A 23,967-nucleotide genomic window follows, 5' to 3' on the forward strand; every position below is an offset into this window, starting at 1 on the left:
AGGCGCTATAATTTATATACGAGTTTACTGTCTCAGAATGGACTAACCGAATAAGTCTGAGCTCAGGTAACGGTCTCCTCGATCACATGCAATAAAAACAATGACACCTTCCTCAATTTCATCGGCAATTTTCAGGGCGCCGGCAAATGCTCCGCCTGTACTCATACCTGCAAAAACCCCTTCCCGTTTCACCAGTTCACGCGCCAGTTCGGTTGCTTCCTGTTGTGAAATATCAATGACACGATCCACGCGGCTCGGATCAAATATTTTCGGTAGATAAGCTTCTGGCCAACGTCTGATTCCGGGAATAGACGACTCAGGGGTAGGCTGACAACCGACAATTTGTATTGCCGGATTTTTTTCCTTGAGGTAAATGGAATTTCCCATAATCGTTCCTGTTGTACCCATTGCACTCACGAAATGGGTGATTTTCCCATCTGTGTCACGCCAGATTTCAGGTCCAGTCGTTTTGATATGCGCTTTGTAATTATCAGGATTGGCAAATTGATTTAAAATAAAACAACCTTCATTTGCTGCTTTTGCTTCGGCGTAATCGCGGCATATCTCCATTGACTCCAGAAGCGTAACCTTGGCACCGAAAGCTTCCATGGTCAGCGTACGCTCACGGGTAGAAGACGCAGGCATGACCAATTCAAGACTCAAACCATATATCCCGGCAATCATGGCCAGGGCAATCCCCGTATTTCCACTGGTTGCCTCAATAAGTTTACTTTCTTTCGAAATCTCACCACGCTCCATGGCCGAACGGATCATATTTAAGGCTGCACGGTCCTTGACAGAGCCAGCAGGGTTATTCCCTTCCATCTTTGCAAAGATCCGTACTTTTGGATTTGTATGAAATTGGGTGATCTCCACCAATGGTGTATTTCCGATGGTATCTATAATATTTCCCATAATGTATCTATATGATTGGTTTTGAATCAATGAATTTTGTGGTCGCCTGATGATACACAGTCGTATACGGTTCCACTGAACTTGTCAGCCAAACATTACCTCCGATGACCGAATGGTGGCCGATACGTGTTTCACCCCCCAAAATAGTTGCTCCCGAGTAAATAATGACGTGGTCTTCGATTGTTGGATGACGTTTGACATTTGACAACACCTTATCCACACTCAAAGCGCCCAGCGTTACCCCCTGATAGAGTTTAACGTAGTTTCCGATTGTACAGGTTTCCCCAATCACCAATCCGGTCCCATGATCTATGTGGAGATGATGACCGATGGTCGCTCCCGGATGAATATCAATTCCTGTCTTGGAATGCGCATGCTCAGTCAATATCCGTGGGATCAGGGGGACCCCCAGACGATGTAACTCATTTGCCATCCGGAAAATACAGATTGCAAAAAAACCGGGGTAGGTACGTACGACCTCGCGCTTGTTCTGTGCCGCAGGATCCCCATCCATCAATGCATCAGCATCCTGGCACATGAGTTCATACAAAGCCGGAATGCGTTCAAAAAACTGATGAGCTACTTGCGCATGATTGCAATGACCACAGGCTTTTGATTTGCTCAGGAGCTGCTCCAGCTCCAGCTCAAATTGTCCAAAAGCAAGCTTTACATCGTCCACCGATTTCATCTCGCCCGAATTTCGCTCCGGAAAAAGCACATCCAGAATTTTGGTAGCCCAGCCGCAGATCTTCTTATTGGAAGGCATTTCTAAAACAGCTAATTGCTGCTCGTAGATATGTTGATAAAAATCATGCATCTTCAAAAGTAAATATTAAAACAATCTTAGCTCAAGTTTCTATTGTATAGAATTCTAATGGAGAAACATACAAATTTAATGTCTCTCTTTGATCTGCAAGAGCTTTATTCTTAAACAAAGATACTATACAATATTGATAGATTAAGCCTTATTACCACTTAACTATGTGATTAAATCCTTTTTATTTTTATTTGAGTTTTAGGATAGCTAAAGATTCCCTCCTCATTGCTGTCTCATCGACGTCATTTCTTCTTCGCATCAACGCAAGTTGCAATTTAGAAACCTGCTTATGCTTCTTAAAGCACTAAGCGGTCAAACAGGTTTTGCAATGTTGCTTCGGGATCTTCACATAGTCCGGGATGCGAGGCTGAGCATTGGATGAGCGTACTCCGTTTGGCAGTAAGCCAACGAAAACGCTCGGTGATATCCAGGGCAGCCAACTTTCCGGCATCTTTATCTCCATTGCATATCCGTTGAAAGGAAGACAAGTGGTTTTCAATAAGTTCCAGTTCAATTTTTGGACAGAGTGCCCTTACCTTCTGCTCATCTATGGCGTAAACCATCCTGGCAAAACGATATTTACGGCAATAGAGCGCAATACCGACATTTATAAATTCCTCACGCTCTACACGCGGTACCAATCGTACCACAGCATATTCATATAAGGTTTTTTCTGGCATCTTCTATCTGTTTTACAAAAATTGACGAATTCGCCACACGTTGCTTCAAGAAGGAAACATACACTTCTCTGGCATCTGCCGCAGTCAGTTCGCGTTCAGAATCCACTAACCATTCGTCCGGTACGACAGCCAATATCTTACGAAAAACATCGTCCGTAAAAATAGAACTGAATTCAGCATCTATTTTTCCGACAACGCTCGCATTTTTTAACAACACATGGTCTTTAATCTGTACAAATGGTTTGACCGATTGCTCTTCCCAATTGTCCCAACTGTGGTGAAAATATAAGGATGCCCCATGGTCGATCAGCCATAATTCTTTATGCCAGATCAGCATATTGGTGTTCCGTACCGTACGGTCCACATTCATCAGTAAAGCATCAAGCCACACAATTTTTGAAGCCTCTTCTGCGCCGATCACGTCAACATTGGCATCAAAAGTAATCGCCCCACTCAAAAAATGAAGCCCGAGATTTTTCCCCACGCTAAATTTGAGCAGGTCTTGTATTTCCTCATCCGGTTCCGAGCGCCCAAAAGATTCATCAAGATGTGCAAAGACAATTTCGGGAACTCTTAATCTTAAAAGCCTTGCCAGCTCTCCACCGATGAGTTCAGCAATGAGTGCCTTACGGCCCTGCCCTGCTCCTCTGAATTTAATGACATAACTAAAGCCATCGTCTGCATCGACCAGCGCAGGCAAAGATCCACCTTCCCGAAATGGCTGAACATATCGGATAATCTCTACCTCGCGAATGATAGGTTGTTGAAAATTCATGAATTTCTTTTTTCTTTCTGTTCAAAGTTGACCGCCAACGCCGGACATGGTATCAAACAAAGATAAAGTTACCTTTATTTATAAGTTTGTTCGTCATACCCGTAACAAATTTATTGTTATCCCACAACGGTCGAACCTTTTATTCGTGGAAATATCTTAAATATTTATTTATATTTTAGCAAAACAGCGCAAATTGTACATTCATTTGACCATTAGAAGTACTATTTTCTAATTATATTTGTCCTATAATCTCGACTTGTCTCATCAAGTTCTTTTCAAAAACGATATGGATACTATTCAGGAATATAACAGTGTGATCAAGCACTGCCAAGATTTATTTATAAAAAAAACAAAAGATTATGGTACGGCATGGCGGATTATGCGCCTTTCCTCCATTACCGACCAGATTTATATTAAGGCACAACGTATACGTACCCTCGAAGTCAAAAAAGTATCTAAAGTTGGTGAAGGGGTCGTGGATGAATATATCGGTATCATTAATTATTGCATCATGGCCATGATCCAGATTGATCTTGGTGAAGATGGAGAGGAAAACCTCGACCCTGCCTTTGTCAATCAAAAATACACGGAAAAGGTAACCGAAACAAGGGACCTCATGCTAGCCAAAAATCATGATTACGGTGAGGCCTGGCGTGATATGCGCGTTTCTTCGATGACAGATCTGATCTTAATGAAAATCCACCGCGTCAAACAGATCGAAGACAATGACGGGCAGACCATCGTTTCAGAAGGCATTCATGCCAATTACCAGGATATGCTCAACTACGCAGTTTTTGCGTTAATTAAGTTAGGACTCGCACAACAATAATCGGATGATGACAGCACAACAGACAACAAAAACAAATTACCTTTTAGGTTTTTGCCGCATTTTCACTGGACTTCTTTTTATTTTCTCCGGATTTATCAAGGCCAATGATCCTACCGGCTTCGGCTATAAATTGCAGGAATATTTCGAAGTGTTCCACCTGACTGCCTTCAATGAATATGCTACGGCCATGGCCGTGGTGATCTGTGGCTTTGAAATCCTATTAGGTGCGCTCCTATTGTTTGGGGTCTACGCCAATCTGGTGGCTTGGGGCCTACTGTTGTTGATCCTATTTTTCACCTTTCTGACATTCTATTCCGCATTTTTCGAAGTCGTTACTTCCTGCGGTTGTTTTGGTGATGCCATACCACTGACCCCTTGGCAATCTTTTTCTAAAGATCTGGTGTTATTGGCTTTGATCCTGATCATCTTTTTTAATCGCAAACAGATCCGGTCTATTATCAAAGGTTCCGGCAATCAATTTGTTGTCACATTGATTACAGCTGTTGTTTCCTTGGGTATAGGAGTATATACGGTCAATTATCTCCCTTTTATTGATTTCTTGCCTTATAAGATCGGCAACAATCTACCTTCTCTGATGGTCCTTCCTGAAGGAAAACAGGCCGATGTCTTTGAGCAGCTCTATACCATGAAAAACAAGAAGACCGGCGAGACTAAGAAAGTGAATGACAAAGTGTATATGGCAGATAAACTTTGGGAGGATGAGTCTTGGGAGATCATTGGCGAACCAAAAAGCAAACTCGTCAAAAAAGGATATGACATTCCTATTCCAGACCTTTTGATTACTGATGCGGACGGTGCTGATCATACACAGGAGATCATCGCCAACCCTTATTATAATATTATCATCGTCGCCAAGGATCTTTCATCGACCAATATAGATGCCATCCAGAAAATCAATCAGACGGTGACACAGATGACCAAAGATTACAATGGTCTTCGCGTTGTCCTGCTGACCGCCTCGGCTTCCAAAGATGCACAATACCTGAGTGACAAGATGCAATTGATTGCAGAAATCTATTATGCGGATTTAATTCCATTGAAAAGTATGGTCCGGGCCAATCCCGGTGTGATCCTGTTAAAAGGGGGGAATGTAATGGGCAAATGGCATTACAATAATTTCCCGGATGCAAAGACGATTGAAGACAATTTTTTAAGTAAGGACAAATAATACAATATGCCTAAACCTATATTTTTGATTGGCTATATGGGCAGTGGAAAAACCACACTGGGAAAAAAGCTGGCCAGCAAATTAGATTTACCTTTTATCGATACCGACGAGGAGATTGTGAAACAGATCGGCATGAGCATTACCGACTATTTCGGCCAGCATGGTGAAGAACAATTCCGAAAGCTGGAACGCGAGCAGTTGCGTAAATTTGCGGGCAGCTACGCGGTCATCTCCACGGGGGGCGGTGCCCCTTGTTTTTTTGACAATATGGATTGGATCGAAGCCAATGGTTATGCGGTCTATCTGCAAATGACTCCAAAAGCCTTATTTGACCGCCTGTCGCAGTCAAAATTACATAAAAGACCTATTCTGATCGGTAAATCACCGGAAGAACTACGGGCTTTTATTGAAGAGAAATTAACGGAACGCGAGCCTTACTATACTCGGGCTCATCTGACAATAGATCAGCTCAATACCACAGTAGAAACGTTAGTTGCCCTAATCAATCAGCATAATTTATAGTCGCATAATAGTTAAAAATGAGAATACGCCTGTACTGCTTCCTTTTATTCCTGACCTGTATAGCTGTTTGCAGCTGTTTTCGCCATAGTGGTGATACAGAAGGCTTACCTGTGGGCAAGCGCATCCAGCTGACCACAGTAGAGGATCTTTATCAGTTTCTGACCTATGATGACAACCGCTATCCATTGGTCAGTCTGCACCGTGGCGGGCCTACTTCTGGCTATCCGGAAAATGCTTTGGAAACCTTTGCATATAATGCCAGTCTGCAGCCTGTTATTGTAGAGTGCGATGTTAGATTAAGCAAAGATTCGGCACTGGTACTCATGCATGACAATACCCTAAACCGCACGACAACAGGCCGGGGATCTGTTAGTGAACGTACTTTGGCGGAGCTCAAAAAACTGCGTCTGGTAGACAACGACAAGAAAATAACACCCTACAAAATCCCAACACTCGATGAAGCCCTGGCCTGGGGAAAAGGCAAGGTTATTTTCACACTGGATATTAAAAACGAGGTACCTTACGAATCCGTAATCAATGTCATTCGTAAACAGCGTGCCGAATCCAGTGTTGTTATCATTACTTATAGTGCCGGTCAGGCCGGAAAAGTACACAATCTTGCCGGGGATCTGATGATATCTGCTTCAGTGAAGAGCCTAGCGGATATCGCCCGTCTCAACGAAAAAGATGTACCGGACAATAAGTTACTGGCCTTCGTCGGTACACGGGAAGCTGATCCGCAGCTAACCAAAGTATTGCATGATCATGGGATCATGTGTATCTTGGGCACGCAGGGTAATCTCGACAGACAAGCTGCAAAGAAAGGATTTCAGCTGTATGCCAGCTTTATAGAACGTGGCGCAGATATACTGAGTACTGATCGTCCGATCGAGGCAGGTAGAGCGTTAAGTTTTTATATCAAGAAAAGGGGTATAAGTTCTAAATTTGTGCAGTAAATTATTGCTCATGTCAAACTGAACTATTCTTAATAAAAAAAAACAGCTCTCGACCCCAAAAAGAGAGCTACGGTTTTCAGAAAATTTATTCCGTTGTGCCGAGCCAGCTAACTAAGTTTCCTATTGAAAACTATAAAATTAATATATTAGACTTTGTTCATAATGATTCATCCGGAACCATAATCTTCCTATACTACTGCCCTAAATTCTCAGCAAAGAATAATATAACTTTTTCCAGTACCTGTCTTTCGGGTTCAGATCGTTCATACAAGTCATAACATGGGTCACCTTTGACAATGAACAACTATTTTTTGGGAGGCCTCAATCCCAAAAACTTAATATAATTTAAAAAAATATTAAGCGCATACTACCTGTATCTTCTAAATATATACAACACGAAAAATCAGTTTACCAAACATCAAATCAGTTTACCAAACATCGCGATTAGATACATTTAGGCTATCTCGGATATAAAAAACCACGGGACGCAATTCCCTGATTTCTATGGGTAGTTCCTCTGCGTCAAAATCTATTGGAACTATCTTTTCCGATGCTATTTTCATTTGCTCCATATTCCTTACAGTTTTTTAAGCTCTTCTTCAGGCCAAGTGACCAATTCTTTTAACAAGTAAGTCTTTGGCTCAGCTTCGTCATCAAATTGTTCCAAAAACTCCGGCAGGTCGCCTTCAACTTTTAAAAGCTTTCCTTCCTGCAGCACGTCATAGCCCTCCGCAAGCCATTGCTCTATTTTTTTCCTATTGACTTGAATATGTTCCATCTTAAAATATCTAAGTTTATACTTCCATTACGCTTTTTTAAATAAGTTAAACCGCCATGTATATACAAGATAAACAATGCTCCGGCAGATATCGTTTCGGTAATCTGAATTTGAATCCGCAAGCATTCGACTACAATATAAACAAGAAGCTAAAAAACTATCCTCAAGGATTAAAAGTAGAATAAAATAAAAAATAACACCCTTAAAATAAAATAGTTAATAAATAACGATATTTCGACCCATCGAAACACGAATAATTGGCAGAGTATTTGTATAAACAGCGAAAGTTCTCGATTCGAAAACTTAACGCTAACATTTTTTTAATATCATGAAAAAAGTACTTCTACCTTTTCTGACACTTTTTACACTTGTATTTGCCATTAACCAACAGGCAAACGCGCAAACTCCTTACCGTACAGCTCTTGGCCTTGGCATTGACGTCGGTGATGGCCCAACATTATACGGCCCACAGATCAAACACAATTTTGGTGGCAATGATGCCGGAAATGCACAGGTATTATTTGGCGACAACATCACGGTTGTCGGTGTAGATTATTCTTACAACCAACGTATCTCTGGAACACGCGGTTTATCGTGGTATGTCGGTGTGGGGCCACAAGTATCTTTTGTTGACTATGGCAAATGGCATGGCTACTGGGACGATGACTACCATTGGAAAGATGGTGATACCGAAACTTTTTTTGCTATCCGTCCAGCATTGGGTCTGGAGTTCAGAATTCCTTCAGCACCATTAGCAATGCATTTTGACTGGAAACCATGGTGGAACTTATCACATGGTTCTAACTTTGAACCATCCCGTTTCTCATTGGGTTTCAAGTTTGTATTGAAATAAAAAAACAATATATCCGGAAACAAAAAATCCTGCTGGCGCTATGTCCATGCAGGATTTTTTGTTTTACAATTCTCGCGTCTCAATACTGCACTCTTCCCATAGTATTTTGTCCTTTTTGTATTCTTTTAAATATCAGAGCTTCCCGTGCTAGCCCCATGCGTCCTTGATCTTCAACCCTCTAATTGGCTATTTGGCTATATCGAGCTCCTTACAAACAGTTTAATCTTACAGAACTATTCGGCGAAAGCCCCGCAAGTGCTTTACTATGCTCCTCCGTTTGTAATAATAGCACAACAAGACACAGCTTTTATACCCCTCGTTTTTTCAGATAGTCAGTAGCCAATTGTATATATACTGGAGTTGCTTCTTTTGCATCTGGTTATTCGTAAAATCGCTCCACTGAGGTGACACGAAATTGATTTAAAAATATTTCTTTAAGCGTAACAAGATTATAATATTTTGCACAGATCCAGTCTAATACGCTGATCAATTTACTTAAAGGCTCTTTATCTTTAAACCAACAAAGAACGTTCGTGGCATATTAGGACCATAAATGTAATTGCTATCCCGATTTTTACCGGTATCGAAATCATGTTGATAAGCGTTAAAAACATTCTTTACACCCCCATAAATTTCGATCATGTTGTTAAATTTTGACAGACTAAAAGTATGCGACACTTTACTATTTAACTCTGAGAATGCTTTTGTATGAACCATTTCATCCTCTGGAAAATTGTCCGCACCACCAGCATGAGCGATCTTCATTTTACCCGTGTACACATAGTTCAGATTGATTGTCCAGCGTTTATCCGGTGTGATATTGAGGTTTGCAAAACCATATTCATCTGGTGTTCTCAGGAATGATCTTGTCGCTTCTATACCCTCCAGGTAAGATACAGGATTTTCATATTTGCTCTGTTGCAAGGTAAAACCTGTTTCCAGTTGCATCTTTTTATTATAATTGGCACGTAATTCAAGTGTAGTTCCTGCTACCTTCGCGTTATTCCCATTATGTTTTTCAAACACCTTACCAAAGTCGTCCGTACCGATTTCTTCAAGTACAAAGGCATTTTTCAGCTGTGTATAGAATCCCTCCAATGTAAAACCCGCAATCCATTTCTCCGTGGCTTTATCATAGTTTACCGAACCGCTAAAACTCTTTGATCGCTCCTCCCGAAGATCTGGAGCTAATTGAACACGTGAAACACCACCTCCCGCAAAGGCAATATGAAGGTCTGTATCAAATGCCTGTGGCGCCCGAAAACCCGTTCCATAGCTAAGACGGAACTGCGTATTGGCCGCATGCTTATATAACAGCGCTATACGTGGACTGACAATCACTTTGTCCAATAGGTTATGCTTGTCCACCCGAACCCCGGATAGCAAGTTAAACTTGTCCGCAAAGTCCCAGTCACTCTGAAAAAAGCTCCCCCAATCTTTCGTGTGCTGATCGACCAAATAGTTATAACTCGGAATTTCGTCGTAAACTTTATCGGACACATATTCCGATCCGACGGTCAATACATTCCGATGGTTCAAAAAATTGCTAACCTCGTGGTTCAATTGAAAACCGCCCTGCAATGTGGTTGTCTTTGAATCGCCATAAGGCGGATTTTTGAGATGATTTTCGATCTCTTCCGGACTATCCGGAAATATCCCGGTATAATGCTTTCTATTGGTATTTTGAAAAGCTGTATAGAAGATCAATGCCGATTTATCCTGATTAAAATTGATCTGGTAATCCGCGCTCCCCATCCATATTTTATGGGTACGTTCCTCGGACTGAAGTGTAAGGTAGGCTGGTTTTTTCGTCATCTCACCCCCAAATCTATATTCATTCAGATTGCTCAGGGAAACCTGCAATTTTTGATTGTCCGAGAACCGATAGAATGAGTTGATACCGAAGGAGGTATTTTCAATTTTAGGTATTTCCGAAAAATTATCGCCATTTGCATCGTAAAAGCCGCGATCCCGTTTATTGAAGAAAAAGGATGTTCCAGCATTCCCCTTTTCATTGACCAAGGTAGCATTTCCGCCAAGGTTAAAATCGCTTGTCTTGCCATCAATGCTTTGGTAAAAAGAATTGACTTCATAACCACTCTGCTTCGGTAATTTGGTGATCACATTGACTGTGCCCCCTATGGCACTTGAACCATATAACGAAGATCCGCCACCGCGAACCACCTCAATCTTTTCGATCATATTGACAGGCAATTGCTCCATACCATAGAGTCCCATCAAAGGACTGAAAATAGGCCGCCCATTGATCAGTATCTGCGAATATCCTCCCTGGAGTCCATTCATCCGCAATTGGGTGTAGTTACAGGTCTGACAATCAGTTTCCACCCGCAAGCCCGGCTGAAACTTCAGCCCTTCAGAAAGATTACATACTTGCAGATTGTCCAGGGTTTTACTCTCCAATATATTGACAATTACCGGACTCTCCGTTTTTCGTTTGAATGTTTTAGTGCCCGTGACCACAATTTCATCCAAAAAGAAAATGGAACGGTCTAAACGGATGTTCCTGGCCACAGTACCCCTATCGATCCGAATCGAATCACGATGGACATTAAAACCGATATGTTTGACTTCCACTCCCCAGGTACCAGAGGGAATCTTTTCCAATGTAAATCGTCCAAGATTGTTAGACTTCGTACCCATCTTTAGTGCAGGAATCACCACGGATACCGATTTCAACGGGAGTCCATTGCTATCATAAATTTTACCTACTACCCCACCTGTCTGCCCAAAGGAAATAAATCCGATCAGCATGAATACTGTTGTCAAGAGAACTCTGAATCCCGTCATCATTGTTTTGTTTTGATTAATTATAAATTTAGAAACACAAATCTAGTAAGTTAGATTGAACTAACAAAATATTTTCTAACATGACTATTAGACACAACTAATATTTGGTAAATTTGTACTATGATATCACAGACCGAAGAGAACTACTTAAAAGCATTATACAATCTGACCTACCTAAAAGGCGAGGCTAGCGTCAATGAGATCAGTAAACGACTGGAAATCAAAATGCCAACGGTAAATAGTATGATGAAAAAGCTATCTGAAAAAGGTTTGGTCCATTACGAAAGCTATAAACCCCTCAAGCTTACAGAAGAAGGAAAAAAAGAAGCTGCGCTTATTATTCGCAAACATCGACTTACCGAAATGTATCTCGTAGAAAAGATGGGCTTTGCATGGGATGAAGTTCACCAGATCGCGGAACAGATCGAGCACATCCATTCTCCTGAATTTTTCACCAAGATGGATCAATTATTGGGCTACCCGACAGTAGACCCCCATGGCTCGCCGATTCCTGACCATAATGGTGTAATGCGTTCGGAGAACTATGTCTTCCTTGATACCTGTGAAATCGGAAATGTGGTCACATTAATGGCTGTACAGCCTTCCTCCAAAGAATTGTTACAATACCTAAACTCTAAAAACCTAGAATTGGGTACAACATTAACGATTCACTCCATCGAACCATTTGACCGCAGTATCACAGTTAGTTATGACAAGCGGTCCGCAGAAGTACTCAGCAGCAAAGTTACCGCAACCTTACTTGTACGCCCTATTTCTTAAAAATATAGCTAACTACTATTTTAATCGACATCATCCTAATTGCTGGAGCCAGCTTCTATGGCTCCGCTGTCATCTATGGCAAAAAAAACAAACCAGTATAAACCTACAAAACAATCCTCGTTAAGATTTATTGCACAAAATTTTGTTAGTCTAATCTAATTTTATAATTTAGCTAAACTAAAAATAAAATAAGCAATGATAAACAATCAGGTAATAGCATTGGGGTTATTAAAAAAGGGGGAGCTTGCAAGCATTGTGGGGATAGCGACAGACTGTCGCCAGGAAATCCGACAGCGCTTGCTTGACCTAGGTTTTGTCAGGGGCGCGGAAATAAGCATCCAGAATATAAGTCCCCTAGGTGATCCGATCGCCTATAATATACACGGCACCGTGATTTCACTTCGTAAAGAGGATTCGTTACAGGTATTGATTACCCATAAATAGATGACGATGAAAAAACATACAGCATGTGAAACCTGCCAGCTGAATCCCACTTCAGATCTAAAACAATGGGGAACAGATTTGGGAAATTCCACCTACACTATTGCTTTAGCCGGAAATCCCAACACGGGTAAAAGTTCCATTTTTAACGCGCTAACTGGATTAAAACAGCATACTGGAAACTGGCCGGGTAAAACTGTTACGCGAGCTGAAGGAAGTTATTCACATAGAGGCGATAAATTTAAAATCATTGATCTCCCCGGCACCTACTCCTTACTTTCAACATCCGAAGATGAAGAGGTCGCCCGAGATTTTATCCTATTTGGCCAACCCGATGTCACCGTCATTGTCGTCGATGCCAGCAGGCTGCAACGCAATTTCAGTCTGGTTCTACAAATTCTCGAAATTAGCAACAAAGCGGTCTTATGCCTCAACTTGATGGACGAGGCGCGGCGTCATCGGATAGAGATTGATGCACGAACCCTATCAAAGGATCTCGGCATCCCTGTTATTGCCACCAGCGCCCGTACTAAAGAAGGACTTTCAGACCTCCTGGCGGCTATCCATCAAGTGGCTGACGGTAGTTTCCTCCCCGCAAAAATGACCTCTTTTCAGTTGACAAAGCAAACAGGCACTGCTGTTGCAACAATAGCCAACCATCTCGACACGCTGGACAGCAAGTTAACCAACACGAATTGGCTGGCCATGCGCCTGATCGAAGATGATAAAAGCATTATTGATGCCTTACAAAAAGGACAACTATCCAATTCCATTGACAGTGAAAACTTAGCCCCCATATTGCATTACGCCACAGCATATCGGTTTAAACTAGGAGATAATTATCGAAATGAGCTGGTTGAAGCGATCTATGCAAAAGCGAGCAAACTGGTAAAAGACCATGTTTCAACAGATTCGGACAGCTATTCATTTCGAGTGGACCGCAGTATCGATCATATCGTCACCCACCGTATCTGGGGATTTCCGATTATGTTTATGCTGCTCGGATTGATCCTTTGGCTTACCATAACGGGGGCAAATTATCCTTCACAAATGCTATCAACTTTATTGCTCGATTATGTTTATCCGTTTTTAAAGGATGCGTCAACAGACATGAATATTCCTGTTTGGCTAGGTGGGTTTCTGATTGACGGGATCTATTTGGCTACTGCCTGGGTCATATCGGTCATGCTGCCACCGATGGCGATCTTCTTTCCATTATTTACATTATTGGAAGATTTTGGTTACCTCCCTAGAGTTGCATTCAATCTAGATCGGATATTCAAAAAAGCCGGCGCTCATGGTAAACAGGCACTAACAATGAGTATGGGCTTTGGCTGCAATGCCGCAGGTGTTGTTGCAACAAGGATTATCAACAGTCCACGTGAAAAGTTGATTGCTATCGTCACCAATAACTTCTCGCTTTGCAATGGAAGATGGCCCACACAGATTTTGACCGCCAGTATTTTTTTAGGTATTTTGGTTCCTGCCAAATGGTCTAGTTCCGTCGCTATGTTTGCTGTAATTTTCATTGCGATACTTGGTATTGCATTTACATTTTTAACCTCCTGGCTATTGTCAAAAACATTACTCAAAGGAGAATCCTCATTCTTTACGCTAGAACTACCCCCTTATCGCCCACCGAGATTCTTTCAGACATTATACAGCTCATTCATAGACCGCACATTGATCGTTTTATGGCGGGCTATCATCTTTGCTGCACCCGCTGGTGCGATTATTTGGTTGATCTGCAACATTCATATCGCTGATCAAAATATAGCGCTCTGGCTCATTCATGGCCTCAACCCGATGGGTCTATTTATAGGTCTAAATGGAGTTATCTTATTGGCTTATATCGTTGCCATTCCAGCCAATGAAATTGTTATCCCAACCATACTCATGTTAACTGCGCTCACGGTAGGGAGTACCGGAGCTGGTACGGGTGTATTGTTTGAAGGCTCAGCAAACGAGGTGTCGACCCTATTACACGCGGGTGGGTGGACAACATTGACCGCCATTAATTTGATGCTGTTCAGTCTCCTACACAATCCCTGCAGCACAACAATATACACCATTTATAAGGAAACGGGAAGTCGCAAATGGACCGCAGTAGCGACATTGTTACCCGTATTTTATGGCCTGATCGTATGTTTCCTGGTAACAAAAGTTTGGTACTTTTTTGCCTAATCTGTTGACCTATGATGCCTGCCCATATACCGTGCTAATTGTTTGCAAACAGTTAAGTCTATTCGAACTAAACCTTAGCGACAAAATCCGGCTATCGTATGATTTTATTGTGATCCCATTGATATGTAATGGGATCTCCGGTCGCAATTTCTCGCTCAAGGATCTGTGCCGGGGTGAGATGTTCCAGATACATAATGAGCGCTCTTAAACTGTTACCATGTGCGACAATAAGAACATTGTTACCTGCGTCCAACTCTGGCTGTATGAAATTCTCAAAATAAGGTATCACCCGATCGTAGGTATCTTTTAAGCTTTCACCGCCCGGGGGAGCGACATCAAAAGATCTTCGCCAGATATGTACTTGCTCCACCCCATATTTTTCAGCGGTTTCATCCTTATTTAGTCCTTCTAAGTTTCCGTAGCTCCGCTCATTCAGTGCAGCATCAACGATAATCGGAATATTGGGCTTTGCGATCTCGTTGAGAATGATCTCCAAAGTATGTTGTGCCCGGATCAGTGTAGAAGTAAATGCGATATCAATTGATTCTTTTGCCAATGCTTTTCCTGCCTTTTTTGCTTCCAGTTGTCCTAAAGCTGTAATATCAATATTTTGCCAACCTGTGAAACGGTTCTCCAGGTTCCATTGTGATTGCCCGTGACGGACTAAAAATAATTTTGCCATTACTCCTATTATTTATTGTTTTAGCGGATAGCTACCCAAAGTGGACCTACATCCAGCACACCACATCGATGAGATTTATTGAGGGAGTACTATATGGATCTTCACTTACCAGATCTTATCTATTGTAGCTATTCATAGATAAAATAATGCTTTGTGGTGTTTTGTTTTAAAGAGATAGCTAATCCACCCGGTATAGCATAAATTTTATTTATTATTCGCGTTCAAATAATTGTTCTTTGAATAAATCAAAAAAAAGCGCTCTCTTAGGCTTCTCCATATTTGTTTTTTCTGCAAATTGCTGATAGGCTGATGTCGCTCTTTTCAGTTCGGATTGAATCTCATTTTGATCGAGTTGAGCGTGAACAACAAGATGTAACAAATAATATAACACACGCTTAAGCATACGATCAGCCTGCTCGAAATCGCCTAAAGCAATATAAGTATTTGCGAGATTATTGCATGAGATAATATAGACCTGTATAACAGGAACTTCCAAATAAATACAGTCAGTAAGATGGTTATTTAATAGCTCCACACTGGCCAATGCACACTGATAACTCAATAAGGCCTCCTCAAATTTATCTGCATTATAAAGCAAATTGCTTGAAAGTGTTAACGTTTGCCAATACCGCTCTATAGCACGTAGATCACTATTGGCCATAGCTTTTTGTTTTCTGTTTTAAGATTTTTATCGCTCGTTTCAATTGACCAATCTGCTGCATTTCTTTCGTTGCCAATTGAATATCAGCCTTCATCAGGTTGGTATCACGAACATGACGCTCTAATCTTCTTCTATTTTCCTCCAATAAGATGATCACATATTCCATTATTGTTTTTTTTCGTTATTTTATAAACAAAAATAATAAGTTAGTCAAATCTAACAAAATTATTAACAATAAATAACATTAAAAAAAAACAACTTAGAGGAAGGATTAAACACGATAAAAAAAGCAACCTCTTTTAGTTGGCATTTTAAAATTCAAATTCGCCTACTAATATAAATATTGCCCACAAAAAAAGCCTCTGGAATTACTCCAAAGGCTTTTTTATAATCAATAGAAAAGCGTTATGCTTTTTCTTCTTTTAATTTCGACGATTCTTTTTTTGGTTCCTTTTCCTCAAAACCTGAGCGCAAGATTTCATCCCATAAGGACGAACTCACACCGAATCCTTTTTCTGGATCGGAATAATGGTGCAGCATGTGATGCTGCTTAATACGCTTGAAGATTCCGCTCTTAAAATTTGCGTGATGCATGGCGTAGTGACATTCATCATAGATCAGATATCCCACCATAAATCCCGAGAAAAAGCAAGCTAGGATAAATTCATTCGAAAAGAATAATGTAAATCCAAAATAGACCAAAGCCGCTAACGGAATACTGGCTGAAAGAGGCATAACCAAACGCATCCGATCTCTAGGGTAGTCGTGGTGTACACCGTGAAAGATAAAAGCGATCCGTTTCCCCCATTCCGATGTCGGGTGGAAATGAAATACCCAACGATGTAATGCATATTCAAATGCTGTCCAGAATGCCAGACCAAAAACAAAATAACCAATATATGTCAATAGATCAACATCACCCCAGACCAGAGCTTTATATGAAAAGAAAACAACTACGGGTACATAGAAAATCAAAGGTACGCTCCAGTGCACTTTCGTCAACGACTCTAAAAAGTCATTTTTGAACATGCGTGTAGATTCCGTAGAATTTGAAACATAATTACGCTTTGCCATAATACTATTTTTATTATTCCCTCACAAAAATAAGTATTTTAAGCACAAATGAAGAAGGGTCTAGGCTAGAAAAACAAAATATCTGACCTTTTCAACAAAAAAGTTAAACACCTGCTAACATCCTTTACAGCTTAAAACCTTTTATTTGATCTATTAGCTCTAATTTTCTTAAATTTTCAACGCTTTAAGCGCAAACCCACAAGAGTCAAAATTGACAAAATCAAGACAGTTTACTATTTAAAGTTGACTGTTCCGCCGGCCACTTTCTTTTCAATGCGTTGTTCAGGCTTGCCATAGACATCTATCGTACCGCCGCCACGTGTCTTTGTCTCGATGGAATCCACTGCATTGACTTCTGCCTTCCCTCCCCCGTTTACCGTAACTGTTGTTGTTGTTGTCTTAAAATCCTTCCCCTCATATTTGCCGCCAAAATTGGAGATAATCTCCTGTTTGTCCGCTTTACCATAAAGTGCTATTGTTGCACCGGAGGTCACTTTCACTTCAGCACTTTTTACTTCCGCGTGCAAATCGACCAGACCACCTTCGGAAGCGTAGACTTTGAGATGATCAGCCAACACGGTATTGTTTGACGTAGCAAATACCTTTGCTCCTTTTTTTGCTTCTACATTTTTCAAACTTTTGTAGTAAACTTTCACAGAGATATTGCCCCCCTGCAGCATATTTAGCGTGTTCATTTTTAAAGCTAAAGCACCATTTGTATTGACCACCTTCACATTCTCGTAATTCTGCCCTTCGAATGTCACCAGAGACTCATTGGCCTTGATCAATTCTACCTGTATTTTATCTGTCGCGACTACCGAACTAAAATCCCCCACATTTTGTTTAGCCTGTCCAAATCCCACCTGGGTCATTAATAAAAGAAACGCACTGATTCCTAAAATTTTCATAGTTATATTATCCGTTTTTTGATTACTTGATATGCCCTTTCCCGCTGTATTTTCACTTATTTTGTGTACAGGGATTATATGCGCATATTGACTTATTCCGTATTTTCGGTTGTCAAAAAACACGCCAATCATCATCCTCACGTTGCTTTTTAACCTATTTTGACAAAAAAAAGGTGTCCTAATTTTTAGGACACCCCGCTATTCATATTTTGTTTTGCTTATAACTTACTGTTTACATCTACCGCATTCAGATCAGCAAATGCTTCTTTCAAGCGAGCAACAAATGCTTCTTCACCCTTACGTAACCATACACGTGGGTCGTAATATTTTTTGTTTGGAGAATCAGTACCTTCAGGGTTTCCGATCTGTCCTTGCAAATAATCGTGATTTTTAGCTTCGTAAGCTCTAACACCATCCCAGAACGCCCATTGCATATCGGTATCGATATTCATTTTGATCGCTCCATAAGAAATAGCTTCTGCAATTTCTTCAGGTGAAGAACCAGATCCACCGTGGAACACAAAGTTAACTGGCTTTTCAGCAGTAAGCTTATATTTCTCGCGGATATACTCTTGTGAATTATGTAAGATGACCGGTTGTAATTTTACATTACCCGGTTTGTACACGCCATGTACGTTACCGAATGCTGCTGCAACGGTAAATTTGTCAGATACTTTAGACAATTCTTCGTAGGCATAAGCAACCTCCTCTGGTTGTGTGTATAATTTAGAGCTGTCCACATCCGAGTTGTCAACACCATCTTCTTCTCCACCTGTAACACCCAATTCGATCTCCACAGTCATACCCAGTGGTTTCATACGTGCTAAGTATTTTGCAGAAATTTCGATATTCTCTTCGATCGGTTCTTCAGATAAATCCAACATATGTGAAGAGAACAAAGGTTTACCATGTTGAGCGAAGAATTTCTCACCCGCATCCAATAAACCGTCGATCCAAGGTAAAAGTTTTTTAGCCGCGTGATCCGTGTGCAAAATTACGGCAACACCATAGTGTTCTGCCAATAAATGTACGTGCTGTGCTGCAGATACCGCACCCAATACACACGCTTGCAAGTTATCATTATTTAATGTTTTACCAGCATAGAATTGTGCGCCACCGTTTGACAATTGAATAATTACAGGAGAGTTTACTGCTTTAGCAGTTTCCATTACCGCATTGATAGAATTTGTTCCGATAATGTTTACCGCAGGCAAAGCAAATTTATGTTTCTTTGCAACTTCAAACAACTCTTGTACTTGATCTCCCGTCAATACACCTTTAAAATCTTTTAGGCTCATATTACTGTTATTGATTTATTTTAATCTTTATTAACTCTTGAAGCTACTAAATTATTAAAAATAATTATTACTTCCTAATTTTTAGAGTGTACTAAATACACTATCATTTGTTTATTACTCTAATCACCCGAATCGCGATAGACCTACCCGGTCTACCGCCGGGATTAAATCAGTTCATTCCATAGGGATATCGCTCCTTCTTTCAAAAAAATGCAGTGGATACTTCTATAATACATTAGGGATTGATTAAATTTGAGCTCACCAATATTGGAATCATTATGCTACAGGTATACGGTATCAAAAACTGTAACACAGTAAAGAAAGCCCTAACATGGTTAGAAGAAAATCAGATTGATTTTCAATTTCATGACTTTAAGAAAGAAGGCGTCAGTGATGAAAAACTTAAGGAATGGGAGAAAAAAGTGGACTGGCAGTCTTTGGTCAACAAAAAAGGGACAACCTGGAAGAAATTGACAGCCGAAGAGCAAGCGCAGGTTGTCGATTCCAGTAGCGCCAATAAAGTGCTCAAAGCCCACACAAGCATGATCAAACGCCCAGTGATTGAGTATGGTAAAGGCATCCTGCTCGGTTTCAGTGAAGACGACTATAAAATCAACTTAAAATAGTTGTTACAAGCTCCTTAAAAAGGAGCTTTTTTTTGCCTTATCTACTTTTCATTGTATATTGTGACCAATAAACGTAATTTAATTCGAACAGCTATGATGAAAAGACTTGCATTGGCTTCTTTCAGCCTTATTGCACTGAGCTATGCTTTTCCGTCCTTTTCCCAGGAAAAAACATCCAACTATAGTTATACTGAAGCCTTTGCGCCGTTGTTTTTCAAAAATAATGGCAATGATTATCGCTCCGCGGCCGGCAAACCCGGTCCCGGATATTGGCAAAATGCGGCGGACTACAAGATACAGGCTTCATTAAACGACCAAAATGATCAGGTAACCGGTGCAGTAGAGATTACCTACAGTAATAATAGTCCTGACAATATGGATTACCTCTGGCTACAATTGGACCAAAATATGTTTTCACAGCATGGACGTGGGCAGTTGATCTCTCCATTGACCAATAGCCGATATGGCGACGGAAATTCAAGATTTGACGGTGGGTATCAGATTCAGTCTGTCACCGACGTCAATGGAAAAGCCATAGAGCATATCATAGATGATACCCGCATGCAACTGCGACTTCCGACGGCACTGAAAAGTAAGGGTGGAAAAATTACTTTCAAAATCACCTATCAATATACAGTACCCCAATATGGTGCCGACCGTACAGGTATCCTGGATACTAAGAATGGAAAAATCTATGCCATCGCACAATGGTTTCCCAGACTTTGTGTATATGACGATATTAGAGGCTGGAACACCCTGCCTTACACAGGCCCCGGAGAATTCTACCGCGAGTTCGGAAATTATCAGGTCGAAATCACCGCGCCAGCCAGCCACATCGTTGTGCTGGGGGGTGAACTTTTAAATCCACAGGAAGTATTCACGGCGGACCAGTTCAAAAGATACCAGCTCGCCCTGCGCAGTGATGAAACCGTATTGATCCGCTCCGCCGAAGAAGTGACGGCAAAAAGTTCAAGACCGGCCAAAAAGACACTGACCTGGAAATATCAGCTCAATAATGCACAGGATATTGCTTGGGCCTCCTCCACCGCCTTTATATTGGATGGCGCAAAAATCAATCTCCCAAGCGGCAAAAAGGCACTTGCCCTATCAGCCTATCCAGTAGAAAGCAATAGCAACAATGCCTGGGAACGTTCGACAGAATATACCAAAGCCGCCATCGAAATTTATTCCAAAAATTGGTTTGAATACCCGTATCCTGTAGCCGTAAATGTTGCTTCCAATGTGGGGGGTATGGAATATCCTGCCTTGTCTTTCTGTGGCAATCAAGCTAAAGCAGCTTCCCTTTGGGGGGTCACTAATCATGAATTTGGCCATAACTGGTTTCCTATGATCGTCGCCTCCAACGAACGCGAGCATGGTTGGATGGATGAAGGGTTCAATACCTTTATCAATGAACTGGCAACTCAAGAATTCAACAATGGTGAGTATCATCGTCCACAGGCCAGTCGTTCGTATATTTTCACATCGCAAAATCTCGAGCCGATCATGAGTACACCACAAAATATGAAGGAACGTAATATTGGTGCCCTTGTGTATTACAAACCAGCTTATGGACTCAAATTATTGCGCAATGAGATCATTGGCAAAGAACGCTTCGATTACGCCTTCAAAAAATATATTCAGGAATGGGCTTATAAACATCCGACACCCGAGGACTTCTTTAAAGCGATCGAAAATGGAACCGGGGAAAGTCTTAACTGGTTCTGGCGCGGATGGTTTGTCAATAACTGGCAAATGGACCAAGCGATCAAGTCCGTTTCCTATGTCAACAATCAACCTATGTTAGGTGCATTGATCACAGTAGAGAACCTCGAAAAATTACCTATGCCCATTATCGTCGAAGCAACCACAGTTTCAGGTAAAAAAATAAGAAAAAAATTACCTGTGGAAGTCTGGGAAAGAAATAACGTTTGGCAGTTTAAAATCCCTACAGGCGAAGCCCTGCTTTCCGTACAGCTGGATCCTGACGATGTCATGCCCGACAAGAATCCGGATAATAATACATGGAAAGCAAATTAGAGCGTTAATTCAAAATCTATTCGTTATTTTTGGTAAAGAAATTCTACGTTATGAAACCATTATGAACACTTCAAAAAATTGCTCATAATGGTTTCATTGTGCCAGAGGAATAAAACGGAAGGTAACAAGCTCATTTATGTATATTTATTATATCCCCATGAAAGTCACACAAACGATTCTAAGCTGCTTATTTATTATATTGATCAGCGGGCAGCTATTTGCACAGGAAAAAACCAAAGGTATTATTATGGAGCTTGTCAGCGGAGAAAAAATTGAAGCTGCACAGATCCAGAATTTACGGAGCAAGGTAGAAGTTCAGACCAATAGGGATGGATCATTTGCGATTGATGCCAGTATCAATGATCTACTTTTGATTAAAGCAACCGGATACGAGCAGGATACTGTATTTATATATGACTCGAGCTTACGAAGAATTTATTTGAATAGAATAAATACTCCCATTGAATTGAATCAAGTTGTTGTTGAACGGATGACCGATAGTAGACTTGCAGCTGAAATCCAGCGCGAAAAAGTCGCCGGAAAATATTCGGATGCCAGCCAAAACCGCGGCGGGATCCGTATCTCTCCAAGCCGTATATTCAGCAAGGAAGGGAAACAGGCTCGCTCAAATTATAAACTTCTTGTCGCGGAACTCGAAAAAAGAACGGTTGACCGCAAGTTTACAGACAATCTCATTAAAGAAGTAACACCGCTTGACGGCTCCGAACTGGCTTTATTTAAAGAAAGATTCAGACCTTCTTATAAGTTTATCCAAAATAGCAGCCAGGAAACATTACGGGTCTACGTGATGGATAGTTACAAGAAATTTAACGAGAAAAAATAAAAAACAAGACTTTTTATCATGTGATTGTCAGAAGGTTTTAAACTGTAATATTTTTTATTTCAGTTTAAAACCTTTTCCATTACTTTTGTGTTATCAAAATCAGAAAATCAGCACGGGATGTTACACAACTTGAGATTTGCAACAGCTTTACATATTATGGTCTTAGCACAATTGGAGGAGTCCGGACGATGGCTTTCCTCTGAATATATTGCTTCAAGTATCCAGGTAAACGCTGTTGTTGTCCGAAAGGAAATTTCCTCCCTGAAAGCGGCCGCTTTATTAATCAGTAAAGAGGGCAAAGGTGGCGGCATTCGCATAAATAATGAAAAAGAGCGCATCACCCTTGCCGACATTTATCAAAGTACTAAACAAAATGAGCTATCGGGTAAATTCAACACCCCAAACCCAGCTTGTATTGTCGGTAAAAACATCAATGCCAGATTGCAGGAGCTTTATCAGGAAGTCGACACTGATATTGCATTGCGTCTGGAAAAAATGACGCTTGCTGATTTTAGTAAAACATTTAATTAAAAACACATGAAAGTAGCAGTAATTGGATCCACAGGATATGTAGGAACACATCTTGTGAAAGAATTGGTTGACCGAAATTACGAAGTCGTTGCACTCGCTCGCCATACAGAAAACATTCCATCGAATGACAGCATAACAAAATTAGCTGTTGATATCAATAATCACGATCAACTGGTAAGCGCTCTGACAGGCACAGATGTTGTTGTTTCGGCATTTAACGCTGGTTGGACCAACCCCAACCTCTACGAAGATTTTACTAAAGGGGCTTTAGCCATTCAAGAGGCGGTTAAAGATGCCGGCGTGAAACGTTTTATTGTCGTCGGTGGAGCGGGAAGTTTGTTAATCGAGGGTAATCGTCTTGTCGATTCACCTGAATTTCCAAAAGAGATCAAACCTGGAGCACTGGCCGCCGCAGATTACTTAGATACCATCCGCAAAGAAGATCAACTCGAATGGACAATGATCAGTCCTGCCATAGAAATGAATCCACAGGCAGGTGGTGTGCGAACTGGTAAGTACCGTACAGGATTGGACGCGCCGGTATTTGATCACGAAGGGCGTTCAAGACTATCGGTCGAAGATCTTGCTGTTGCCATCGTTGACGAGATCGCAAATAAACAATTTATAAACAAACGCTTTACAGCAGCATACTAATAGGATACAATCATTTGATTTATATATAATACAAAATTTTATTACAAAAGGGAAGCGCAATCTTCCCTTTTGTCGTTGATATCATTTATATTTGACATTAATTAAACAATTAAAAAGCTAAA

At 40.9% G+C, this 23,967-nt stretch carries 25 protein-coding genes; 13 read left to right on the forward strand and 12 right to left on the reverse strand.

What is annotated here, in order from left to right; genetic code table 11:
* Positions 1-42: 42 nt before the first annotated feature.
* From cysM to ABTV71_RS23325, 4 genes are all read right to left on the reverse strand, one after another.
* Entirely contained in the window at positions 43-915 is an 873-nt protein-coding gene (gene cysM, locus ABTV71_RS23310; protein WP_433901278.1) for a cysteine synthase CysM, read from the reverse strand.
* A gap of 7 nt (positions 916-922) precedes the next feature.
* Entirely contained in the window at positions 923-1,732 is an 810-nt protein-coding gene (locus tag ABTV71_RS23315; protein WP_121125884.1) for a serine O-acetyltransferase, read from the reverse strand.
* A gap of 296 nt (positions 1,733-2,028) precedes the next feature.
* Complete coding sequence (locus ABTV71_RS23320; protein WP_121125885.1) at positions 2,029-2,412, reverse strand: DUF3037 domain-containing protein; 384 nt, start codon at positions 2,410-2,412, stop codon at positions 2,029-2,031.
* Positions 2,390-3,187, reverse strand: a complete 798-nt coding sequence (locus tag ABTV71_RS23325; protein WP_433901279.1) for a HipA family kinase — start codon at positions 3,185-3,187, stop codon at positions 2,390-2,392. Before ABTV71_RS23325 ends, ABTV71_RS23320 begins: the two co-directional genes overlap by 23 nt.
* A 286-nt stretch (positions 3,188-3,473) precedes the next feature.
* Between ABTV71_RS23325 and ABTV71_RS23330 the strand changes: the two genes are divergently transcribed.
* From ABTV71_RS23330 to ABTV71_RS23345, 4 genes are read left to right on the forward strand one after another with little or no spacing between them, the layout of a single operon-like run.
* Complete coding sequence (locus ABTV71_RS23330; protein ID WP_077438693.1) at positions 3,474-4,016, forward strand: DUF1599 domain-containing protein; 543 nt, start codon at positions 3,474-3,476, stop codon at positions 4,014-4,016.
* Positions 4,017-4,020: 4 nt separating this feature from the next.
* Positions 4,021-5,205 (forward strand): BT_3928 family protein, encoded by a 1,185-nt coding sequence (locus tag ABTV71_RS23335; RefSeq protein ID WP_433901280.1) that lies wholly within the window; start codon positions 4,021-4,023, stop codon positions 5,203-5,205.
* A gap of 6 nt (positions 5,206-5,211) precedes the next feature.
* Positions 5,212-5,727 (forward strand): shikimate kinase, encoded by a 516-nt coding sequence (locus tag ABTV71_RS23340; protein ID WP_121125887.1) that lies wholly within the window; start codon positions 5,212-5,214, stop codon positions 5,725-5,727.
* A gap of 17 nt (positions 5,728-5,744) precedes the next feature.
* Positions 5,745-6,683, forward strand: coding sequence for a glycerophosphodiester phosphodiesterase family protein (locus tag ABTV71_RS23345; protein WP_121125888.1), 939 nt, complete (start codon positions 5,745-5,747; stop codon positions 6,681-6,683).
* A 577-nt stretch (positions 6,684-7,260) separates the two neighbouring features.
* Here ABTV71_RS23345 and ABTV71_RS23350 read toward each other — a convergent pair.
* Positions 7,261-7,461: a hypothetical protein gene (locus ABTV71_RS23350; protein WP_121125889.1), complete on the reverse strand. Its 201-nt coding sequence runs from the start codon at positions 7,459-7,461 to the stop codon at positions 7,261-7,263.
* 328 nt (positions 7,462-7,789) lie between these two features.
* Between ABTV71_RS23350 and ABTV71_RS23355 the strand changes: the two genes are divergently transcribed.
* Positions 7,790-8,314 (forward strand): hypothetical protein, encoded by a 525-nt coding sequence (locus tag ABTV71_RS23355; RefSeq protein ID WP_121125890.1) that lies wholly within the window; start codon positions 7,790-7,792, stop codon positions 8,312-8,314.
* Positions 8,315-8,809: 495 nt separating this feature from the next.
* On the opposite strand, the gene ABTV71_RS23360 is transcribed toward ABTV71_RS23355, so the two are convergent.
* Complete coding sequence (locus tag ABTV71_RS23360; protein ID WP_433901281.1) at positions 8,810-11,125, reverse strand: TonB-dependent receptor; 2,316 nt, start codon at positions 11,123-11,125, stop codon at positions 8,810-8,812.
* A 117-nt stretch (positions 11,126-11,242) separates the two neighbouring features.
* Between ABTV71_RS23360 and ABTV71_RS23365 the strand changes: the two genes are divergently transcribed.
* The 3 genes from ABTV71_RS23365 (at position 11,243) to feoB (ending at position 14,527) form a co-directional block, all read left to right on the forward strand.
* Positions 11,243-11,902, forward strand: a complete 660-nt coding sequence (locus ABTV71_RS23365) for a metal-dependent transcriptional regulator (protein ID WP_121125892.1) — start codon at positions 11,243-11,245, stop codon at positions 11,900-11,902.
* 195 nt (positions 11,903-12,097) lie between these two features.
* The gene (locus ABTV71_RS23370; protein ID WP_121125893.1) at positions 12,098-12,346 is read left to right on the forward strand and encodes a FeoA family protein; all 249 of its coding nucleotides are present in this window, start codon (positions 12,098-12,100) and stop codon (positions 12,344-12,346) included.
* 6 nt (positions 12,347-12,352) lie between these two features.
* Positions 12,353-14,527 (forward strand): ferrous iron transport protein B, encoded by a 2,175-nt coding sequence (gene feoB / locus ABTV71_RS23375; RefSeq protein WP_433901282.1) that lies wholly within the window; start codon positions 12,353-12,355, stop codon positions 14,525-14,527.
* Positions 14,528-14,618: 91 nt separating this feature from the next.
* Here feoB and ABTV71_RS23380 read toward each other — a convergent pair whose 3' ends face one another.
* The 6 genes from ABTV71_RS23380 to fbaA all read right to left on the reverse strand — a co-directional run bounded on the left by ABTV71_RS23380 (position 14,619) and on the right by fbaA (position 19,150).
* On the reverse strand, positions 14,619-15,209 hold the full coding sequence (locus ABTV71_RS23380) for a 2,3-bisphosphoglycerate-dependent phosphoglycerate mutase (protein ID WP_433901283.1): 591 nt from the start codon (positions 15,207-15,209) through the stop codon (positions 14,619-14,621).
* Between the two features lie 211 nt (positions 15,210-15,420).
* A complete protein-coding gene (locus ABTV71_RS23385) occupies positions 15,421-15,870 on the reverse strand; it encodes a tetratricopeptide repeat protein (RefSeq protein WP_121125895.1) in 450 nt (149 codons plus the stop codon).
* Positions 15,860-16,036, reverse strand: a complete 177-nt coding sequence (locus tag ABTV71_RS23390) for a hypothetical protein (protein ID WP_183078771.1) — start codon at positions 16,034-16,036, stop codon at positions 15,860-15,862. The genes ABTV71_RS23385 and ABTV71_RS23390 overlap by 11 nt, the downstream gene beginning before the upstream one ends.
* A gap of 239 nt (positions 16,037-16,275) precedes the next feature.
* Positions 16,276-16,944 (reverse strand): sterol desaturase family protein, encoded by a 669-nt coding sequence (locus tag ABTV71_RS23395; protein ID WP_245971386.1) that lies wholly within the window; start codon positions 16,942-16,944, stop codon positions 16,276-16,278.
* 233 nt (positions 16,945-17,177) lie between these two features.
* Positions 17,178-17,852 (reverse strand): head GIN domain-containing protein, encoded by a 675-nt coding sequence (locus tag ABTV71_RS23400; RefSeq protein WP_433901284.1) that lies wholly within the window; start codon positions 17,850-17,852, stop codon positions 17,178-17,180.
* Positions 17,853-18,070: 218 nt separating this feature from the next.
* The gene (gene fbaA / locus ABTV71_RS23405; RefSeq protein WP_104384168.1) at positions 18,071-19,150 is read right to left on the reverse strand and encodes a class II fructose-bisphosphate aldolase; all 1,080 of its coding nucleotides are present in this window, start codon (positions 19,148-19,150) and stop codon (positions 18,071-18,073) included.
* 242 nt (positions 19,151-19,392) lie between these two features.
* Here fbaA and ABTV71_RS23410 point away from each other — a divergent pair, with 242 nt between their 5' ends.
* From ABTV71_RS23410 to ABTV71_RS23430, 5 genes are all read left to right on the forward strand, one after another.
* Positions 19,393-19,776: an ArsC family reductase gene (locus tag ABTV71_RS23410; protein ID WP_317125736.1), complete on the forward strand. Its 384-nt coding sequence runs from the start codon at positions 19,393-19,395 to the stop codon at positions 19,774-19,776.
* A 93-nt stretch (positions 19,777-19,869) separates the two neighbouring features.
* The gene (locus ABTV71_RS23415; RefSeq protein WP_220700123.1) at positions 19,870-21,816 is read left to right on the forward strand and encodes a M1 family metallopeptidase; all 1,947 of its coding nucleotides are present in this window, start codon (positions 19,870-19,872) and stop codon (positions 21,814-21,816) included.
* 157 nt (positions 21,817-21,973) lie between these two features.
* Entirely contained in the window at positions 21,974-22,660 is a 687-nt protein-coding gene (locus ABTV71_RS23420; protein ID WP_121125899.1) for a hypothetical protein, read from the forward strand.
* Between the two features lie 117 nt (positions 22,661-22,777).
* Entirely contained in the window at positions 22,778-23,191 is a 414-nt protein-coding gene (locus ABTV71_RS23425; RefSeq protein ID WP_433901285.1) for an Rrf2 family transcriptional regulator, read from the forward strand.
* Positions 23,192-23,197: 6 nt separating this feature from the next.
* Positions 23,198-23,845: an NAD(P)-dependent oxidoreductase gene (locus tag ABTV71_RS23430; RefSeq protein ID WP_433901286.1), complete on the forward strand. Its 648-nt coding sequence runs from the start codon at positions 23,198-23,200 to the stop codon at positions 23,843-23,845.
* The last annotated feature ends 122 nt before the right edge of the window (positions 23,846-23,967 follow it).

It is taken from the genome of Sphingobacterium puteale, from assembly GCF_050986225.1.
Taxonomy (GTDB): Bacteria; Bacteroidota; Bacteroidia; order Sphingobacteriales; family Sphingobacteriaceae; genus Sphingobacterium; species Sphingobacterium puteale.

What these genes read in the sequence shown, in the direction of transcription:
- cysM (WP_433901278.1), bottom strand. Translation starts at nt 915, where the DNA reads ATGGGAAATATTATAGATACCATCGGAAATACACCATTGGTGGAGATC.
- ABTV71_RS23315 (WP_121125884.1), bottom strand. Translation starts at nt 1,732, where the DNA reads ATGCATGATTTTTATCAACATATCTACGAGCAGCAATTAGCTGTTTTA.
- ABTV71_RS23320 (WP_121125885.1), bottom strand. Translation starts at nt 2,412, where the DNA reads ATGCCAGAAAAAACCTTATATGAATATGCTGTGGTACGATTGGTACCG.
- ABTV71_RS23325 (WP_433901279.1), bottom strand. Translation starts at nt 3,187, where the DNA reads ATGAATTTTCAACAACCTATCATTCGCGAGGTAGAGATTATCCGATAT.
- ABTV71_RS23330 (WP_077438693.1), top strand. Translation starts at nt 3,474, where the DNA reads ATGGATACTATTCAGGAATATAACAGTGTGATCAAGCACTGCCAAGAT.
- ABTV71_RS23335 (WP_433901280.1), top strand. Translation starts at nt 4,021, where the DNA reads ATGATGACAGCACAACAGACAACAAAAACAAATTACCTTTTAGGTTTT.
- ABTV71_RS23340 (WP_121125887.1), top strand. Translation starts at nt 5,212, where the DNA reads ATGCCTAAACCTATATTTTTGATTGGCTATATGGGCAGTGGAAAAACC.
- ABTV71_RS23345 (WP_121125888.1), top strand. Translation starts at nt 5,745, where the DNA reads ATGAGAATACGCCTGTACTGCTTCCTTTTATTCCTGACCTGTATAGCT.
- ABTV71_RS23350 (WP_121125889.1), bottom strand. Translation starts at nt 7,461, where the DNA reads ATGGAACATATTCAAGTCAATAGGAAAAAAATAGAGCAATGGCTTGCG.
- ABTV71_RS23355 (WP_121125890.1), top strand. Translation starts at nt 7,790, where the DNA reads ATGAAAAAAGTACTTCTACCTTTTCTGACACTTTTTACACTTGTATTT.
- ABTV71_RS23360 (WP_433901281.1), bottom strand. Translation starts at nt 11,125, where the DNA reads ATGATGACGGGATTCAGAGTTCTCTTGACAACAGTATTCATGCTGATC.
- ABTV71_RS23365 (WP_121125892.1), top strand. Translation starts at nt 11,243, where the DNA reads ATGATATCACAGACCGAAGAGAACTACTTAAAAGCATTATACAATCTG.
- ABTV71_RS23370 (WP_121125893.1), top strand. Translation starts at nt 12,098, where the DNA reads ATGATAAACAATCAGGTAATAGCATTGGGGTTATTAAAAAAGGGGGAG.
- feoB (WP_433901282.1), top strand. Translation starts at nt 12,353, where the DNA reads ATGAAAAAACATACAGCATGTGAAACCTGCCAGCTGAATCCCACTTCA.
- ABTV71_RS23380 (WP_433901283.1), bottom strand. Translation starts at nt 15,209, where the DNA reads ATGGCAAAATTATTTTTAGTCCGTCACGGGCAATCACAATGGAACCTG.
- ABTV71_RS23385 (WP_121125895.1), bottom strand. Translation starts at nt 15,870, where the DNA reads ATGGCCAATAGTGATCTACGTGCTATAGAGCGGTATTGGCAAACGTTA.
- ABTV71_RS23390 (WP_183078771.1), bottom strand. Translation starts at nt 16,036, where the DNA reads ATGGAATATGTGATCATCTTATTGGAGGAAAATAGAAGAAGATTAGAG.
- ABTV71_RS23395 (WP_245971386.1), bottom strand. Translation starts at nt 16,944, where the DNA reads ATGGCAAAGCGTAATTATGTTTCAAATTCTACGGAATCTACACGCATG.
- ABTV71_RS23400 (WP_433901284.1), bottom strand. Translation starts at nt 17,852, where the DNA reads ATGAAAATTTTAGGAATCAGTGCGTTTCTTTTATTAATGACCCAGGTG.
- fbaA (WP_104384168.1), bottom strand. Translation starts at nt 19,150, where the DNA reads ATGAGCCTAAAAGATTTTAAAGGTGTATTGACGGGAGATCAAGTACAA.
- ABTV71_RS23415 (WP_220700123.1), top strand. Translation starts at nt 19,870, where the DNA reads ATGATGAAAAGACTTGCATTGGCTTCTTTCAGCCTTATTGCACTGAGC.
- ABTV71_RS23420 (WP_121125899.1), top strand. Translation starts at nt 21,974, where the DNA reads ATGAAAGTCACACAAACGATTCTAAGCTGCTTATTTATTATATTGATC.
- ABTV71_RS23425 (WP_433901285.1), top strand. Translation starts at nt 22,778, where the DNA reads ATGTTACACAACTTGAGATTTGCAACAGCTTTACATATTATGGTCTTA.
- ABTV71_RS23430 (WP_433901286.1), top strand. Translation starts at nt 23,198, where the DNA reads ATGAAAGTAGCAGTAATTGGATCCACAGGATATGTAGGAACACATCTT.